19 protein-coding genes are annotated in these 17,802 nt (G+C 37.5%); 17 read left to right on the top strand and 2 right to left on the bottom strand.

The annotated features are described in order from the left end of the window. Positions 1–6 precede the first annotated feature (6 nt). The 13 genes from ACEN4I_RS12090 (at position 7) to ACEN4I_RS12150 (ending at position 10,803) form a co-directional block, all read left to right on the top strand. Positions 7–447: a PTS sugar transporter subunit IIA gene (locus ACEN4I_RS12090; RefSeq protein ID WP_407103161.1), complete on the top strand. Its 441-nt coding sequence runs from the start codon at positions 7–9 to the stop codon at positions 445–447. Then, complete coding sequence (locus ACEN4I_RS12095; protein ID WP_407103162.1) at positions 448–1,599, top strand: mannitol-1-phosphate 5-dehydrogenase; 1,152 nt, start codon at positions 448–450, stop codon at positions 1,597–1,599. Between the two features lie 824 nt (positions 1,600–2,423). Then, positions 2,424–3,686, top strand: a complete 1,263-nt coding sequence (locus ACEN4I_RS12100; RefSeq protein ID WP_407103163.1) for a dicarboxylate/amino acid:cation symporter — start codon at positions 2,424–2,426, stop codon at positions 3,684–3,686. 28 nt (positions 3,687–3,714) lie between these two features. Next, positions 3,715–4,677 carry a RimK family alpha-L-glutamate ligase gene (locus ACEN4I_RS12105; protein WP_407096923.1) on the top strand — a complete coding sequence of 321 codons (963 nt, stop codon included), beginning with the start codon at positions 3,715–3,717 and terminating at the stop codon, positions 4,675–4,677. Positions 4,678–4,840: 163 nt separating this feature from the next. After that, positions 4,841–5,527 (top strand): 2,3-diphosphoglycerate-dependent phosphoglycerate mutase, encoded by a 687-nt coding sequence (gpmA, locus tag ACEN4I_RS12110; protein ID WP_407096924.1) that lies wholly within the window; start codon positions 4,841–4,843, stop codon positions 5,525–5,527. Positions 5,528–5,801: 274 nt separating this feature from the next. Further along, positions 5,802–6,533 (top strand): glycerophosphodiester phosphodiesterase, encoded by a 732-nt coding sequence (locus ACEN4I_RS12115; RefSeq protein ID WP_407096925.1) that lies wholly within the window; start codon positions 5,802–5,804, stop codon positions 6,531–6,533. Between the two features lie 239 nt (positions 6,534–6,772). Then, positions 6,773–7,444 carry a YczE/YyaS/YitT family protein gene (locus ACEN4I_RS12120; RefSeq protein ID WP_407096926.1) on the top strand — a complete coding sequence of 224 codons (672 nt, stop codon included), beginning with the start codon at positions 6,773–6,775 and terminating at the stop codon, positions 7,442–7,444. Positions 7,445–7,651: 207 nt separating this feature from the next. Beyond that, positions 7,652–8,677: a LacI family DNA-binding transcriptional regulator gene (locus tag ACEN4I_RS12125; protein ID WP_407096927.1), complete on the top strand. Its 1,026-nt coding sequence runs from the start codon at positions 7,652–7,654 to the stop codon at positions 8,675–8,677. Between the two features lie 4 nt (positions 8,678–8,681). Continuing rightward, complete coding sequence (locus ACEN4I_RS12130) at positions 8,682–8,822, top strand: hypothetical protein (RefSeq protein ID WP_407103164.1); 141 nt, start codon at positions 8,682–8,684, stop codon at positions 8,820–8,822. Positions 8,823–8,837: 15 nt separating this feature from the next. Further along, a complete protein-coding gene (locus tag ACEN4I_RS12135) occupies positions 8,838–9,464 on the top strand; it encodes a sugar kinase (protein WP_407103178.1) in 627 nt (208 codons plus the stop codon). A gap of 42 nt (positions 9,465–9,506) precedes the next feature. After that, the gene (locus tag ACEN4I_RS12140) at positions 9,507–9,635 is read left to right on the top strand and encodes a hypothetical protein (protein ID WP_407103166.1); all 129 of its coding nucleotides are present in this window, start codon (positions 9,507–9,509) and stop codon (positions 9,633–9,635) included. Positions 9,636–9,780: 145 nt separating this feature from the next. Then, positions 9,781–10,107: a four-helix bundle copper-binding protein gene (locus ACEN4I_RS12145; protein ID WP_407096928.1), complete on the top strand. Its 327-nt coding sequence runs from the start codon at positions 9,781–9,783 to the stop codon at positions 10,105–10,107. Between the two features lie 144 nt (positions 10,108–10,251). Beyond that, positions 10,252–10,803, top strand: coding sequence for a dihydrolipoamide dehydrogenase (locus ACEN4I_RS12150; protein ID WP_407096929.1), 552 nt, complete (start codon positions 10,252–10,254; stop codon positions 10,801–10,803). A gap of 483 nt (positions 10,804–11,286) precedes the next feature. On the opposite strand, the gene ACEN4I_RS12155 is transcribed toward ACEN4I_RS12150, so the two are convergent. Both ACEN4I_RS12155 and ACEN4I_RS12160 read right to left on the bottom strand, forming a co-directional pair. Next, the gene (locus ACEN4I_RS12155; protein ID WP_407103168.1) at positions 11,287–11,970 is read right to left on the bottom strand and encodes a deoxynucleoside kinase; all 684 of its coding nucleotides are present in this window, start codon (positions 11,968–11,970) and stop codon (positions 11,287–11,289) included. Between the two features lie 262 nt (positions 11,971–12,232). Then, positions 12,233–12,856 carry a histidine phosphatase family protein gene (locus ACEN4I_RS12160; protein ID WP_407103170.1) on the bottom strand — a complete coding sequence of 208 codons (624 nt, stop codon included), beginning with the start codon at positions 12,854–12,856 and terminating at the stop codon, positions 12,233–12,235. A 259-nt stretch (positions 12,857–13,115) separates the two neighbouring features. On the opposite strand from ACEN4I_RS12160, the gene ACEN4I_RS12165 reads away from it, so the two are divergent. The 4 genes from ACEN4I_RS12165 to ACEN4I_RS12180 all read left to right on the top strand — a co-directional run bounded on the left by ACEN4I_RS12165 (position 13,116) and on the right by ACEN4I_RS12180 (position 17,591). After that, complete coding sequence (locus tag ACEN4I_RS12165) at positions 13,116–14,180, top strand: DUF871 domain-containing protein (protein WP_407103171.1); 1,065 nt, start codon at positions 13,116–13,118, stop codon at positions 14,178–14,180. A gap of 18 nt (positions 14,181–14,198) precedes the next feature. After that, positions 14,199–15,095, top strand: a complete 897-nt coding sequence (gene murQ, locus ACEN4I_RS12170) for an N-acetylmuramic acid 6-phosphate etherase (protein WP_407103173.1) — start codon at positions 14,199–14,201, stop codon at positions 15,093–15,095. A 26-nt stretch (positions 15,096–15,121) separates the two neighbouring features. Beyond that, the gene (locus tag ACEN4I_RS12175; protein WP_407096934.1) at positions 15,122–16,597 is read left to right on the top strand and encodes a PTS transporter subunit EIIC; all 1,476 of its coding nucleotides are present in this window, start codon (positions 15,122–15,124) and stop codon (positions 16,595–16,597) included. Between the two features lie 133 nt (positions 16,598–16,730). Then, entirely contained in the window at positions 16,731–17,591 is an 861-nt protein-coding gene (locus ACEN4I_RS12180) for a MurR/RpiR family transcriptional regulator (protein ID WP_407103175.1), read from the top strand. Positions 17,592–17,802 lie beyond the last annotated feature (211 nt).

Here is a 17,802-nt window from a genome sequence, read left to right on the forward strand (position 1 = left end):
TAGTAGATGAGTATTTTAAATGAAACGAACGTGTTATTAAATCAGACAGTTGAAAGCAAGGATGAGGCGATTAAAGCAGCAGGGAAATTACTGGTACTAGGAGGATATGTTGAAGAAAGCTATATTGACTCTATGTTGGAAAGAGAACAAACCGTTTCTACCTATATGGGCAACTTTATTGCGATCCCTCACGGAACAGATGGATCAAAAGAATCCATCAAAAAATCTGGGATCTCTGTAGTACAAATTCCAAATGGAGTCAATTTTGGAAAACCAGATGAAGATAAATTAGTGACCATCGTTTTTGGAATTGCTGGAGTCGGTGATGAACATTTGGATATCTTATCTCAAATTGCAGTGTACTGCTCAGAAATTGAGAATGTAGTGAAACTGGCTGATGCGAAATCGGAAAGTGAAATCGTTCAGTTGTTGGGAGGAATCGATTAAATGAAAGCTATACATTTTGGTGGAGGTAATATTGGACGAGGGTTTATTGGGGAAATTTTAAATCAAAACGGATTTACCGTTGCTTTTGTAGATGTGAATAAAGACATTATTGATGCGTTGAATCAACATAATTCCTACACGATTCATTTGGCTGAAGAAGAAAAATCAACAGTGAAAATTGATAAAGTTTATGGTATCAATAATGGAACAAATCCTGAAGAAGTTGTTGATTTATTTGGCGAAATAGATCTTGTTACTACGGCCATTGGTCCGAAAGTTCTGCCGTATATCGCACCTTTGATTGCTCAAGGAATTCAACAAAGAAAAAAGAGCAACAGTACACAATCGTTGGATATCATTGCCTGTGAAAATATGATAGAGGGCAGCAGCTTTTTAAAAGAAGAAGTGACTAAGCACTTAACAGAAGAAGATCTAAGTTATATGGAGAGTTACATTGGATTTCCAAATGCTGCCGTTGACCGGATCGTTCCAGCTCAGACTCATGAGGATGTATTAAGCGTTACTGTCGAACCTTATAAAGAATGGGTAGTTGACAGTGAGGAATTGAAAAATACAGCGTTACAGATTGAGGGGGTTCATTATGTCAAAGATTTAAATCCTTTCATCGAGCGAAAATTGCTTACAGTAAACACAGGTCATGCTGCTACAGCCTACAATGGGAAATATGCTGGGTATCACATGATTGATGAGGCTTTGAGAGATGAAGCCGTCTTACAAGATGTGAAGAGTGTACTGAACGAAACAGGAGCATTGATGATCCAAAAATGGAACTTTGATGCAACAGAGCACCAACAATACATGGACAAAATTTTAAGCCGTTTCAAAAACCCTTTTATTTCGGATGACATTAGCCGAGTAGGCAGAACGCCTATTCGAAAACTAGGGTATGATGAACGATTCATAAAACCGATTCGTGAAGCCTATGAACGTCAATTAAATGTAGAGGCATTGATCCAGACAGTAGCGAAAGCTTTTTGTTACCGCGATGAGAATGATGAAGAAAGTCAAGAATTAAGCCGACTATTTGCGGAAAATACGGTTGCTGAAGTGGTTCGCCATGTGACGAAATTAACGGATGAAGAGCTCATTTCAAAAATAGTTTCCGAGTATGAGAGTTTAGAAAAAAGATAAAGGGAAGAGAGTATCGAAATGGGATACTCTCTTTTGATATATCGACAGCAACTATTGCGGTCTGGGTGGGCATAAAGAGACACGTCATACGCATGAAAAAATTTAAATAAAAAATAAAATTACGAATCCTCTCGTCTCTGGTATGCTAAAAGAAAAATGCGGAGGTGGGCGACATGAACGAGATTTTCCATCTGTTGAGTGAAGTGGAAGACTTCGGTCTTCATTATGAAAAAGACCTGCTTTCTTTGAACTTCCCGAAATACTTAGACACGCTGTTTAAGCTGTGACTCGTTTGAAGCTTGAAAGTCTGAAAACTACAGGCTCCAGACGGTTCCATGGCTTTCCACAAGCAAACCCGTCCATTCCGGAGGAAATTACACCCCATAGAACCGCCCCTACTTATTAAGAGAGCGTTTTAAAAAGAAGACTTTAATTTTTGGGAGAAAGTACTTTTCATGCGTATGACGTGGTACAAAGAGTATTTCTGTTGACAGATTTTTTTTCGTTTGTTATGATAACTTCAGTTTCGATTAAGTGCGCACTTGATCTAGAAATAAAACTCAAAAAATACTATACAAAGAGGAGGAAACCAAATGTTGATGTTTAACTGCTGTTGTTCATGTTGTTCAAAAAACTCATGTCACCAGTTATCATCATATGCGGTTTCTTTCTGTTAAATATCCATAGTATGTAAATAACGTACTATGGAGTGATGCGGTTTTCAATGGAAAACTGTATTCTGTTTCAGCTAAACCAAATAGGTAGAATAACGGTGCATGAGAATAACCATTTCTCATGTGCTTTTTTATTTTTGAAGAATAGGAGTGAGTGTATTGGAGAAAGTCAAAAGAATCAAAAAGCCTGGTTTGATGGTACAGGTTTTAATAGGAGCGGTAATCGGGATTTTAGTAGGGTACTTTAGTCCCCAATTAGGAACGGAAACAGAATTTTTAGGAACAATCTTTATGAACTCGATTCAAATGGTGATTGTACCATTGATCTTCCCATTGATCGTCTTGGCAATCGTGGAGATCAGCAAAGCTAAACGATTCGGCGGAATAGCTCTGAAATCATTTGGATACTTTTTTATTGTGACTACAGCTCTCATTGTGATGACCTTATTGATCGGTTTATGGAGCGATGTAGGCAGCGGCTTTTTAGTAGATTCGGTTAGTACGGAAACGTTAAATGGAATAGCAAACAGTATTGATTTCAGAACGTTTTTATTGGGCATTATCCCCAGTAATGTATTTCAAGCTTTTGCAGATGGAAATCTATTGCCGATTATTTTTTTTGGTGTCTTTTTAGGAGTCTCGTTAGTTGCAATTGGCGAACAAGCTAAACCAGTCATTACTTTTTTTGATGCTTGGTCTAAGGCAATGTTTAAAATGGTCAACTATGCGATTGCTCTTGCTCCTATTGGAGTATTCGGCTTTTTAGCATATGATGTAGCTACATATGGAGTAGGAAACTTACTTTCATTAGGTCAGTTTGTGTTGTGGGCACACATTGCTTATGCGTTAGTAGCTTTTGTAGTTTATCCTTTAGTAGGTTTGTTGTTTAAAGTGCCGTATTTTTCATTATTGAAAGAAACGAGTGATTTATCTTTGCTGGCTTTTTCAGCAGGAAGTTCCAGTATTGTCTTGCCTTCTTTGATTGAACGTCTTAAAAAATTCGGAGTTCCAGAATCTATTGCCTCATTTGTTACTTCTCTAGGGTATTCATTCAATCTTGGAGGAGCGGCTGTTTACACTAGTATGGCTGTTATGTTTGTCGTCAATTTATATGGAGCAACATTGAATGTGACAGATTTTATGGTATTGACGTTGTTTTTGACCATCATCACTAAAAGTATTGCCGCTGTACCTTCTGGAGCAGTGGTTGTCTTATTAGCTTCGGCAACACAATTAGGCCTGCCTCCTCAAGGGGTAGCGTTATTGGTTTCCATAGATTTCTTTGTAAACGCTGGTCGGACGGCTTTAAATGTGGTAGGGAATGCATTAGCTCCAGTGGTGATAGCGAAAACTGAAGGACAGCTCAAAGCGGCTGAGCTGTCAAGTAGAAAAAAATCCGTTAAATCGGCATAATAGAGAATAGGAAATGGAGTGTTTTAGCATGAAAAAAGTATACATTATTCACGAAAATGATGATTGGACAAGACATTTGACGGCTCGTCTTGATGAATTAGCCGTACCGTACGAAAACTGGGATTTATCAGAGGGGATGGTAGATATTCAATCCGCTCCACCAGAAGGCATTTTTTACAACCGAATGAGTGCTTCTTCGCACACTCGTGGCCATCGTTATGCTCCTGAGTTGACGGACAACTTATTGCATTGGTTAGAAAGTTTTGGAGCTACCGTCATCAATGGTACCGGAGCAATTGAGCTTGAAGTCAGCAAATTAAAACAGCATTTAGCATTAAAAACAAATGGTATTACTACTCCAGAAACTATTGGAGCTGTTGGAAAAGAAAATATTATTCAAGCAGCAGAAAAAATGAATCGTTTCCCATTTATCATTAAGCACAATCGTGCGGGTAAAGGATTAGGGGTTCGTTTAATGTACACCATTCAAGATTTGAAAGATTATGTGTATGGACCTGAATTTGAGGATTCAATTGATGGAATCAGCTTGATCCAACAATATATACGTCCAGCTGATGGACACATTGTTCGTTCAGAATTCATTGGTGGAAGATTCTTTTACGCTGTCAAAGTAGACTCTAGTGATGGTTTTGAACTTTGCCCAGCAGATAATTGCCAAATTCCAATTGGAACAGAAATGTGTCCAGCTGAAGAACCGGAAATGTTAACACCCAATAAATTCAATATCAAAGAAGACGGATTGCCACAAGAGCAAATCAATCTGTATGAAGCATTTTTAAAAAAACAACGGATTGATGTAGCCGCTATTGAGTTTATTGAAACAGAAGATGGTCAAACCTATGCTTATGATGTCAATACCAATACGAACTACAATGCAGACGCAGAAGTAACAGCGGGTAAATTTGCTATGTTGGAATTGGCAAAATATTTAAAACAGGAATTAGGAAAAACAACAGCTGTAAATGCGTAACATCCCCGTAACCGGGTCCTGAATCTCATATATCCAGCAAAAGCCTGAACAACCTCAAAGATTGTTCAGGCTTTATTCGTTAGATAATGCTTTCTATGTGCATTTTCTTGCGTTTAAGGGTTAGAATGAAAATAGAGATCAATTATTGAGAGAAGGGGTAATGATGAGTAGAATCGTTTTTATACGACACGGGCAAAGTGAGTGGAATGCACTAAATCAATTCACCGGTTGGGTCGATGTCGGTCTGAGTGAAATAGGGTTGAAAGAAGCTCATGAAGCAGGGGTGAAGTTAAAAGAGGCAGGCATTGAAATAGATTTAGCTTTTACATCTGTTTTGAAGCGGGCAATTAAGACTTGTCATATTGTGTTGGAGGATTCAGATCAATTATGGGTACCGGAAATCAAGACATGGCGTTTAAATGAACGTCACTATGGAGCGTTGCAAGGACTAAATAAAACGGCAACTGCTGAAAAATATGGTGCTGATCAAGTTCAGCTATGGCGTCGTTCTTACGATACGTTGCCGCCGCTTTTAAAACCGGATGATCCTCATTCCGCTTTAAACGATCGTCGGTACTCTCATTTGCAAAAACGAATCGTTCCTATGGGAGAAAATTTGAAAACTACCTTGGCTCGAGTCATTCCATTTTGGGAAGATGAAATTGCACCTGCCATTTTAGATGGAAAAACAGTCTTAGTAGCTGCCCACGGAAATTCTTTGCGGGCATTGGCAAAGTATATAGAAGAAATCTCTGATGAAGACATCATGGAGCTGGAGATACCGACAGGACAACCGTTAATTTATGAATTAGATAAAGAATTAGCGGTCGTAAAAAAATATTACCTGTAGCTTTAATCTTTAAAAGTTGGAAAAAGGCTGTCTCAAAATACGAGGAGATTGATACGGGTTTTAGTTTTTTGATGATTAAGCTAGCGACGACTCACTTAGCTAGAATTATTAATAATTTAAAAAACGCATGTTCTTACCAAGTGGGTTATGCTTGCTATTCATTTATTTTATGGAGATGCTGAAAAAAGCATTTGTCCAAGAATAATAAATTTTGAACGCAGTTATAGTATAATTTTATTATACTAGTTTATAGGAAGGAGTTGTAAAATTGTAAATGAAACCTTTAAATTTTGCTCATCGTGGTTTTAGTGGGAAATACCCAGAAAACACCATGCTGGCTTTTCAAAAAGCCTTTGAAATAGGAATCGATGGAATCGAATTGGATATTCAATTAACAAAAGATCAAGAATTGGTAGTGATTCATGATACAACAGTGAATCGGACGACAAATGGCAAAGGCTATGTAAAAGATATGACTCTTAATGATATACGCCAACTAAATGCAGCAAACAAATTTACGAATATTTCTAAAAAAGAACTCATCCCTACCTTGGAAGAATATTTAGAGTGGGCAAGGGATAAACAGTTAGTAACGAATATTGAATTGAAAACCAATGTTTTCGAGTATCCTGGAATCGAAGAAAAAGTCGTTGATTTGGTACAAAAATACAACGTGAAAGATTCTATTCTTTTTTCTTCATTTAACCATTATACGATCCAAAAAATAAAGGAGTTGGATCCTAAACTTAAATGTGGGCTACTGTCTGCAGACTGGATTGTTGATTTTGGCAAGTACACTCGTGACTTAGGAGTAGAGTGTGTCCATCCAGGTTTTTTTATGTTGCAAAATTCTTCAGTACTGGAGAATATTAAAGACAATCATTTAGAGATCAATACTTGGACGGTCAATCAAGAGGAGCATATGAGACCCTTGATTGAAGCTGGAGTAACCAGCATAATCACCAATTATCCTAATTTATTGAAAGCTGTTTTGAATGAGTATTAATTAACTAGGTAGAAGCAACTGTAAAGCAAGATTTGCAGTTGCTTTTTTTTGAAACGTAAAAACAATTGTGTCTTTTTCTATCCGAAAAAAGACCTGATTCGAAAAGCAGCACTAGCGGATCTGGATAATTCCAAACATTTAAAGAAAAGAATATTGAGTGAACTTCCGAAAGCTTTCTTGCATTAGACGATGAGTTTAAGTATAGTTCTATTTAATATGGAGAAATGGGAGGAAAAGCAGTGACGAAAAAATTCCTGAGCAATATCATTTGTGTCATGTTTGGTGTTACGTTAATAGGAATTGGCGCAAGTTTATCTATTAAAGCAGCTATTGGCGTTTCCGCAGTTGATGCATTAAACAGCGGAATTAGTGAATTAACAACGATTAAAGTGGGAACGGTTTCTATTCTGGTCAACGTTACATTTGTTTTTGTACAAATGCTCATCCAAAAAAAGGATTTTAAACTTTTTCAATTGATGCAAATACCTCTCTCTTTGTTGATTGGTGAAGTAGTGAATGTCATGATTTATTCTGTACTGCCTTTAATTACTTTAGAAGAATACTATATGAATATACTCTTCTTAGTTCTAGGGAATTTATTTGCTGCATTAGGAGTTGGTTTATGCACGGCTTTAGATTTTATCAGTGTTCCACTAGAATCACTGTGCATGGTGTTAAGTAAAAATACCAGAGCCAGTTTTGGGGAAATAAGACAAAGAGCAGATGTCCTTATCATTGTTGCGTCCGTACTGTTGTCACTGTTGTTCAACGGTTCTTTTTTTATTCGGGAAGGAACAATTATCGGAGCCCTCATATTTGCCCCGATGATGAATTTCATTTATTTAAATCTTCATCGAGTTTTTCCTATTGAGCAAATTAAAATGGATAAAACAATTAAAGAAGCTATCTAGAAAGGGTGAGAGTTGATCTCAGCCTTTTTTCGTTCGCCCAGCATGGGCGAACTCTAACTAATGCATTTCCTAGGCTTCTTTGAAGAACGCCATTGACAAAAGGAAGAGGAAAGACTAAACTTTAATTATATGATAACGATTTCTAAAACCGGTTAACTAAACCGATAAACTAATTAATCAAATTAAAAGAGCAGGTGACGTATCCGAATGGCCAAAAAGAAAGTCACGTTAAAAGATATTGCTAAAGCAGCGAATGTTAGTGGAACAACGATTTCTCGTTATTTAAATGGGAAGTTTGATTATATGTCTGCAGACACAAGACAGACGATTGAAAATGTCATTAAGGAATTGGACTATCGTCCGAGTAATATTGCGCGTTCTTTAAAATCACAAAAGAGTATGTTGTTAGGAGCTGTGATAGCAGATATTGAGAATCCTTTTTCCAACACCATCATTAAAGGACTGTCTGATCAAGCAAATGAACTCAACTATTCCTTGATGATTGCAGTCTCAGACGGATCTAAAGAACAAGAACAAAAACACATTCAGCGTTTTATAGACAATCAAGTAGACGGATTAGTTATAAATACCGTTGGAATGAACGAAGACTATTTAACATCTTTAAAAAACGAGGAAATTCCGATTGTTTTATTGGATAAGAACACTTCCGACAAAAGCCTGGATTGCATCACATCAAATAATTATGGATTGAGTAAAGCGCTAGTTCATCATTTACTTGAAGAAGGATTTAAATCGATTGGTTATTTTGCACCAACGATTGAATCTAACACGGTACAGCTTCACAGACTTCAGGCTGTACAGGATGTTTTAAAAGAACATGAGGAAGTTCAACTGAATACTTACACGACTAACAAAGAAAATGCGGAAGAACTAAGGGATGCCATCAAGGACTTTTTCGTACTTCCAGAACCACGTGTCCTGATTGCGACAAATGGATTGATATTGATGAATGTCTTAAAGGAAATCAATAAAATCGGAAAACAAATTGGGAAAGATTATGGAATCTGCGGGTTCGATGATATTGTATCTGCTTCTATTGTCAACCCGGGAATTACGACGGTCGCCCAAAATTCATATGAATTGGGCAAAGAAAGCGGAGCATTGCTCATTGATAAAATCAATAAAGAAAAACAAGAGAACACTGTGGTATACAAAGAACTGCCAGGAGAATTGAAAATACGCAAGTCTACAACATTAAAGGATGGAGAATAAAAGTATGAGCGATGTAATATTAATTGGAGAACCAATGGGGATGTTTATTGCAAATGATTATGGCGAACTGGAAGAAGGGAAATCTTTCTCTAAAGGAATCGCAGGTGCTGAAGTTAATGTGGGGACTGGTTTAGCTCGATTATGATACGATGTTAATTTCCTGACTAAATTAGGAAAAGATCCATTTGGTCAATACATTTACAAATATCTTCAAAGCGAGAACATTGGGACAGATCATATTACTTTCGACGATGACTGCAATACTGGTATCATGCTGAAAAACAAAACGAAAGAAGGAGATCCTGTTACGGCTTATTACCGCAAAGGCAGTGCATTTTCCAACTTTTCCATAGAAGACGTGATGGATCTTGATTTTACAGATGTTCGGTTGCTGCATGTTACGGGAATTCCGCCTGCAGTGAACAGAATCACTCGTGGAGCTGTGTATCATTTGATGGCAAAAGCAAGAGAAGCAGGGACTTTTATTACCTTTGACCCTAACTTGCGCCCGGCATTATGGAAAAATGAAGAAACGATGATTAAAGTATTGAATAACATGGCTCGTTATGCAAATGTTGTACTTCCCGGTATTGCTGAAGGGAAAATTCTAACGGGATCCAATGACAAAGATGTCATTGCTCAATTTTATTTAGATATGGGCGTGGAATATGTCGTCATTAAAACAGGATCAGAGGGTGCATTCATTAAAAAACGAGGGGAAGAATTGAAAAATGTCCCAGGCTTTAAAGTAAAAGAAGTGGTTGATACGGTTGGAGCTGGAGATTGATTTGCAGTCGGGATCATCAGTGGTTACCTAGATGGATTGGACATGGAAAACAGTGCAGTTCGTGCTAATGCAATCGGCTCTCTGCAAGTGCAGAATCAAGGAGATAACGAAGGATTGCCAATGCGTGAGGAATTAAAAGTGTATATCGAAGCAAATAGACCTCAAAACTAAAAGTATTATCATCCATAAGAGTTTTCTACTATATGTAGATAGCTCTTATTTGTGTTTAATCTATGGAGGAAGCGTTTTGTTTGCAGCTGTTTAGCGAGAGTTTTATACTAAAAATGGTTAAACATAACGAAGAGGAGAGATAGAGATGGATACGAAACTGAAAGAAATTGCGCAGAAAGCCTTTGATTGCCAACAAGTATGTAATGAGTGTTTTGATGCCTGTTTGGAAGAAGAGCATGTGGGAATGATGGTGGATTGTATACGTACAGATAGAGAATGTGCAGATATTTGTGCTCTAGTGTCTACTTATGTTACCCGTGAAAGTGTACTAACAAAAGAATTGATTCAGCTTTGTGCAACTATTTGCCAAGCTTGCGGAGAAGAATGCGACAAGCACGACCACGACCACTGCCAAAGATGTGCGAAAGTTTGTTTTGAATGTGCAGAACTATGCCGCTCTTATGCAGCATAAAAAAGAAGGAGTTTATTCATTGGCCCTTCTGCAAGGACTGCTGGTGAATAAACTTTTTTGTGTTTTCAGCCTAAAAGAGGCGTTTTTACTTTAGGAATCAATATGGTATATTTAGGTAAACGGTCGATAAAGAAAGGAATATGTATGGAGAAAGTAAAAAAGCCTTCTTACCCTACAACATGGACAGGATTAAAGCCAATACGATTTAAGAAATATCAAAAATGGATCAATCGAGAAAAACCCGGTATTTGTGGGACTTATGTGAGCGCTGCATTAGTAGACGATACGTTCATACATCATTACAGTGCAGAATTGTCTAAAGAAAAATTATTGGCAGGGTTGAGAACGGTTGTGGATGATCGCTTCCCTTATAAAGGGACATTTCCTTGGGATCTACGATTAGGTTTGAGTTATGTGCTAAAAGATATACCAGAATTAAACGTTAAGATGAGTTTCGTCTCGGAACGAAAAGTAGTGGAACTGCTTAACCGTGAAGACCCTATACCGGTGGCAGTAGGTACTGCAAAAATATTCGGCAGCAAGTACAAAAATCATTGGTTGCTGGTTTACGCATATGGATACAATAAAGAAAGAAAGTTGTACTTTAGAGCCTATGATAATCACGGCAAATATTCTGCTATTGTTCCGGCTTCTCAAACATTAGGTTGTGTTTGGATAGAGAAGACAGATTCTTGACATCAGCCTGGCCAATTGAATGAAATAATAAAGGTACTGAGACGATAAGTCTCTAGAAAAGATGCATTCGTAAAATTATTGGAATTTTCAACCAATAAATTTGGGAATGCATCTTGCTTTTTATTTAATTCTTGCTGAAGAAGTTGGATTATTTGCCTTTAGGTCCTTGTTTATTTTGATGGGCCAGTCAGTATATAAGTGATATAGAGAAGGATACTTGGGCCTACCTAACAAAAAGCTGGTATCTAAAGGTTAAGTCATGAAGTATACCGTCTCAATCTAATCTACCTAATCCTTTACTAGCCACCATCACCAACTAGGAATCTGTTTGGTCTCCATAGCCAACAATTTGAAAAAATATAACAGAATAATCTCAATAGTGAGATCAAAAAATTAAACTTACATAAAAAAGTACTACTTTCATCTCCAAAAAAGAGAGAAAGTAGTACTTTTTTAGTTCAGCATCATTTAAGGTTTGCTGAGTTATTTTGTACCGTTGGAAGCCAAAACAGCTTCTTCACGTACTTCTGCTAAGCGTTGTCTTACGATATCTAAAATAGCTTCAGCATGTTCTGGTTTTTCTAAGTCGTAGTGATCGATATCGATCGTTAAAGTAGCACTCTTGTCGTAACCGTTGAACCACTCATCGTATTGGCCATGTAGATGTTTGTAATAATCTAATAAACCTGCATTCTTATCAATTTGTTCAAAATCACGACCGCGTTTTTCAATCCGTTCTAAAACAGTATCTAAAGACCCTCGTAAATAAATCAACAAATCAGGAGACTTCTTAGGCATGCTGTCTAATTCTTCCATCATGTTATCCAACAAATCAAGATAAGTATCCATTTCAGGTTCGCTCATATTTCCTTCTTCATAGTTGATACGAGTGAATAAAGCATCTTCATAGATTGAGCGATCCAATACATTGTTTTTGTGTTGGAAAGCTGCTTTGATACTTCTGAAACGTGTGTTCAAAAAATAAATCTGCAATGAGAAGGCCCAACGTTTAGGGTCCTCATAAAATTTTTCTAAAATACGGTTATCATCAACACTTTCATAAAAAGCTTCGCTTCCCAGTGCTTCTGAAATCATAGCGGTATAAGTACTTTTTCCTGATCCAATCATTCCTGCCAATACAATCACTGCGTCTTTATCTCCTTTCAATTAACGGTCATCCTCCTAAACAAAGACCGGCGTCTTTATCGTATATTTAACAAAAATTCAGCTTTGCTTAAATTCCCTTATATAGTATAGCATATTTTTTTCTTCTATAAGATTAGATTTTGGTGGTTCTGAAACTTTTGTTTTGTATGATGACGGAAACAAATGAAAGCTGATGGGATCAAGAAGCAAATGTTACGAATATTTGACAAATCAGGGAAAACTGCATTCGATATTAGAATGTGGTTTTGCTTGATTCAGTGAACTAATGAAGATGATTGGTTTTATTCCAAGCGTCCAAATGGAAGGTGTCCTTTTCATAATTCAATATTGAAATACTGGTATTGTCTAATGGAGGAGCAGAGCGGAGATCTTTTGTTTCTTTTCCAAGTAATGACAATAGGGTACACGTGATTGTGATGCTATGGCCAACAAACAAGATATCTTCATTTGGAAAAGCCGTACAAGCTTTATGAACTACATCAGTTCCACGTTTGATCAAGTCTCTATAGGTTTCCCCTTTTATAGAAGTGGGGTTGTATAATTCCGGTCTTTCTCGCAAATGATAAAACATTTCCGGATAATTTTCTCTTAACTCCGGAATAAAAGCACCCTCCCAGTCACCGTAACGGAATTCTCGAAATTCTTCTGTGAAATGAACAGAAAAAGGGTGTTGAAATTGATTGGTAATCAACTCCATCGTTTCTACAGCCCGATGTTGCGGGCTGGCAATGACACGCGGAATAGTTTCCATCTGTAAAGCTAGTCCAGTCTTTATAGCATCTTGCTTGCTTTCTGGTAAAAGGGGAGAATCGATATCCCCTCCTTGAACTCGGTCTGCTAGATTGTATTCTGTTTTTCCATGACGAACAAAATAAAGTTGTGGCATTGTGATTCCTCCTGTGATGAAATTTAATTTTATCATAACACACCGATGTGAAGTTTAAAAATCGAAACGAATATAAAATAAAAAAATAAAACGAATACATATTTTACGTGGTATCTAACTTATATTGATGTTATATCATGGTTTAAATAAATTTTAATAAATATTGGTATATCTATAAATAATTAAAAAAACGTGTTGAAATAAAATTTCAATGTGGTACTATGGTGTTGAAAAAGAAAACGCTGTAAGGAGGAATGCTATGTTTGGATTATCTGTATTTTTAGGCATCGACCTAACTGAAGATAAAAAACAATATTTAAAAGAAATGAAAGAAGCAGGGTTTACGAGTGTTTTTACGTCATTGCATATTCCAGAAGAAGACGCAGATCAGTACATGCAGAGATTAACGGATTTAGCATCATTAGTCAAAAAATGGGACATGGAGCTGATTGCGGATATCTCTAAAGGTGCCTTAGAAAAATTAGGAATTTCGATACATTCTGCAAGTTCTTTAGAGAAATTGAAACATATTGGTCTTACGGGGTTGAGAGTAGACTATGGATTCACAAACCAAGAAATTGCGTTTATGTCTAACAGTTTGGACATAGCGTTGAATGCTAGTACGATTACGGAGAAGGATGTGGAAGAATTAGTCCAGTATGGAGCCAATTTCCATCAAATGACAGCCATGCACAATTATTATCCAAGGCCAGAAACCGGCTTAGCAAAAGAAGTGTTTCAGCAAAAAAACGTGTGGCTAAATGAAATCGGTTTTACGGTAGCATCATTTGTGTCTGGAGATGAAGAACTAAGAGGACCGCTTTTCCAACATTTGCCTACCTTAGAAGACCATAGAGAACTGCACCCTTTAGCAGCAGCATTGGAATCACTTAAAGATTGTGCAGTAGATGCTGTTTATATAGGGGATCCCACGATTTCGGCGGTAACGTTAGAACAGTTTAAACACTATATACAAGAAGACACGATTCTTTTTCATGTCGAACCAATCAATCACTCGCCGTATTTCGAGCGTATTTTAGGAAAACATCAAAACCGATGGGATCCGGCAAAAGATGTGTTGAGAAGTGCTGACGCGCGATTTAAAGAGATAACTGAAATAGAACCACATGAAACAAGCAGCAGATTTAGAGGAGCGGTAACGTTAGATAACAATCGATACCAACGTTATATGGGAGAAACTCAAGTAGTCGTCCATGAATTGCCGGCAGATGAGAAAGTAAACGTGGTAGCTCAAATCAAAAAAGAAGATTTGTCATTATTAGACTGGTGTGTTGCCGGTAGTCAATTTGAGTTAAAGAATTAAAGGGTTAAAAAGAGGAGAATGACATTGAATTTAGATAAATTAACTACAGAAACCAGAAATCAACAAACGATGAATTTGGACGAGCTGTCCACCAGCGAAGTCTTGCACTTAATGAACGAAGAAGATAAAAAAGTAGCTGCGGCAGTCGAAAAAGAATTGCCTTCTATTTCAAAAGCAGCTGAAGCGATTGTGGCTAGTTTTGAAAAAGGCGGACGTCTGATTTATATGGGAGCTGGAACCAGTGGACGTTTAGGTGTATTGGATGCTGCTGAATGTGTCCCAACGTTTAGTGTAGAACCCACTATGGTACAAGGATTGATCGCCGGTGGAATGAAGGCGATGACAGTAGCAGTTGAAGGAGCAGAGGATTCTCAGACTCTTGGAAAAGAAGATTTGCAAGCTATTGATTTGAATGAAAATGACATTGTTATCGGAATCGCTGCAAGCGGCAGAACACCTTACGTCATTGGCGGTTTAACGTATGCTAAAGCAGTAGGAGCCGTTACAGCCTCACTTTCATGCAATAAGAACGCAAAAATCAGCAAGTATGCAGAATTGCCGATTGAAGTAGAAGTAGGACCAGAAATTTTGACCGGTTCTACAAGACTGAAATCTGGAACAGCGCAAAAGTTAGTGTTGAACATGTTATCTACCAGTTCAATGATCGGCGTTGGAAAAGTATACCAAAATCTGATGGTAGATGTTAAACCATCTAATGAAAAATTAGTAGAACGTTCAAAACGAATCATTATGCAAGCTGCGGAATGTTCTTATGAAGTCGCTGCAGAAGCATTTGAGGCTGCTGACCAACAAGTCAAAGTCGCTATTGTTATGGTTTTAACGAACACTGCAAAAGATAAAGCGCAACAAAAATTAACGGAAGCAAAAGGCTTTGTTAGAAAAACAATAAATTAAAACACATATAAAGGAGGAAAAAAAGAATGGCAAATGCAAAAGAAGAAAAATTAGCTAAAGACATCTACAATCAAGTTGGCGGAATGAGTAATGTTGGGAATGTCATCAACTGTATGACTCGTGTACGTTTAGATATCAAAGACTATGATCAAGTGGATATCGATAATTTGAAAAAAGTAGATGGTGTATTAGGGGTCGTAGAAGACGATACTCTACAAATCGTTTTAGGCCCTGGAATCGTTACTAAAGTAGCGAACCAAATGTCTCAAATGAAAAAAGGGCGTCCCGCTGAAGTCGATTCTACAGGCACAAATTCAGGGAGAGCCGAAGCAGAACGAAAAGCAGCTGCAACTAAATCAGAACAAAAGAAACGCAATAATACTCCATTCAAGCGTGCTCTAAAATCAATTGCGAATATATTCGTACCACTGATTCCTGCATTTGTTGGAGCTGGTATCATTGGCGGGATTGCATCTGTACTCCAAAACTTGATGACAGCTGAAGCTATCGATGCAGCAACTTGGCAAAATATTGTCTTAGTATTAAATATCATCAAAAACGGACTATTTACGTATCTAAACATTTATATTGGTATCAATGCTGCTAAAGTCTTTAAAGCTACGGAAGGACTTGGAGGAGTTGTCGGGGGAATCATTTACTTAACCGGTATGACTCCAGAAGCTCCATTACCCAACATCTTTACTGGTGAACCTTTAGCAGCGGGACAAGGCGGGGTCATCGGAGTCGTCTTAGCTGTATGGCTATTGTCTATCGTTGAAAAGAACTTGCGCAAAGTCGTTCCGGATTCATTAGATGTTATTGTGACTCCGACGATTTCTTTACTGGTAATCGGATTGATTACCATCTTCTTGATCATGCCGATCGCTGGTTTTGTCTCTACTTCTCTCGTAGGTGCAATCACTTGGGTCTTAAATGTTGGTGGAGCATTTGCTGGTTTCGTCTTAGGGGCTTTGTTCTTGCCGATGGTTATGTTTGGACTACACCAAGTCTTGACGCCAATTCATATTGAAATGATTGCTTCACAAGGGTCTACTTTGCTATTACCGATTTTGGCTATGGCTGGTGCTGGTCAAGTTGGAGCAGCCTTCGCATTATGGGCAAAATGCAGAAAAAACAAACAATTAACGAACATGATCAAAGGCTCTTTACCAGTTGGTATCTTAGGAATTGGTGAACCATTGATCTATGCAGTAACATTACCATTAGGTCGTCCATTCATTACAGCTTGTATTGGTGGAGGAATCGGTGGAGCTGTCATCGGATTGATCGGTGGAGTTGGAGCCACAGCTATTGGACCAAGTGGAGTGGCCTTGATTCCGTTGATCGCTGATGGATTATGGTGGGCTTATGTACTAGGTTTATTAGCAGCATATGCTGGTGGATTCTTAGCAACCTACTTCTTTGGAGTACCTGCAGAAGCTATGGAACCAACTGAATTACCGACAACTGAAATTGATGGTGAAACAGTAGTCGACTATTAATCAGTTAATCTATATACTATAAAAGGAAGACTAAAAGGCAACTAGCTGTGATCAGTTTAGGTGCCTTTTTCCTTTAGTCAGATTTGTTCAACTAAAATTGACCTAAGTAAGATTGCTTAAAAGGAGCACACACATGTTAAATAATATCTTATTAAACATTAAAGAGAAAAAGGGTACTTTACCTTTGTCTGAAAAGAAAATCGCGGAATTGATTTTGCAAGAACCGGCCTCTATTATTAATATGAATTCTTCATTACTAGCTCAAAAAGCAGGATCTAGTTCAGCAGCAGTTATTCGGTTCTGCCACTCGATCGGGCTGAAGGGTTTTGTAGAATTAAAATTGCAGCTTTCAGCCGATTTGCAAGGAATCAATGACAATTTATATACGGATATTCTGCCTGGTGAAGAGTTGGCTAAAATCAAAAAGAAATTGCTCGTCAATACAAACCATGTCTTCAAAGAAACCAACAATACGTTAGCTGATGAGGTTGTTTCTAGTGCTACTAAATTATTTTACAGTAGTTCGGTTATTTATCCTTTTGGTTTGGGAGCTTCAAGTATTGTAGCAGAAGATTTTCAACAGAAGTTTAGCCGTATTGGAAAAAAAGTTATTTTTATACAGGATCAGCATGTATTAGCTACATCATTGGCGGCTTCGGATAAAGACGCTTTATTTTTGGGGATTTCAAATGCTGGAGAAAAAGGAGAAGTACTTGCCTTAACTAAAATGGCTAAATCATTTGGTCTCAAGACCGTTTCACTTACCCGCAATACAGAAAATACATTGAGCCACGAAACAGATGTAGCTTTAAAAACCGCCTTTGCACAAGAACCCCCGTTAAGAAGCGGGGCGACCATTTCTTTATTGACACAAATGTATGCCATTGATATATTGTTTTATGCTTATGTCACCAATTATTATGAATCGAGCTTGGAAAATCTGGAAAAATCAAAAGAAGCGATCAATCATTTATATCAACAATATGATTTTTGATGAATCGTTTGGAAAAATCATACAATATAAAAGCCAAGAATCAAGGATAAGCCTTGATTCTTGGCTTTTTACATTAATACATTTAATCACTAGTGTTGCATGAAACATAATATGTTTCACAATGTTATGTATCCTATTCCAATATGCAAAAAAGTCCTTTATACTGAACTTGGATGACTTATCCAAGACCAATAAAAAGGACCCAACTTAT

The sequence above is a fragment of the Desemzia sp. FAM 23990 genome, from assembly GCF_045528485.1.
GTDB lineage: Bacteria > Bacillota > Bacilli > Lactobacillales > Carnobacteriaceae > Desemzia.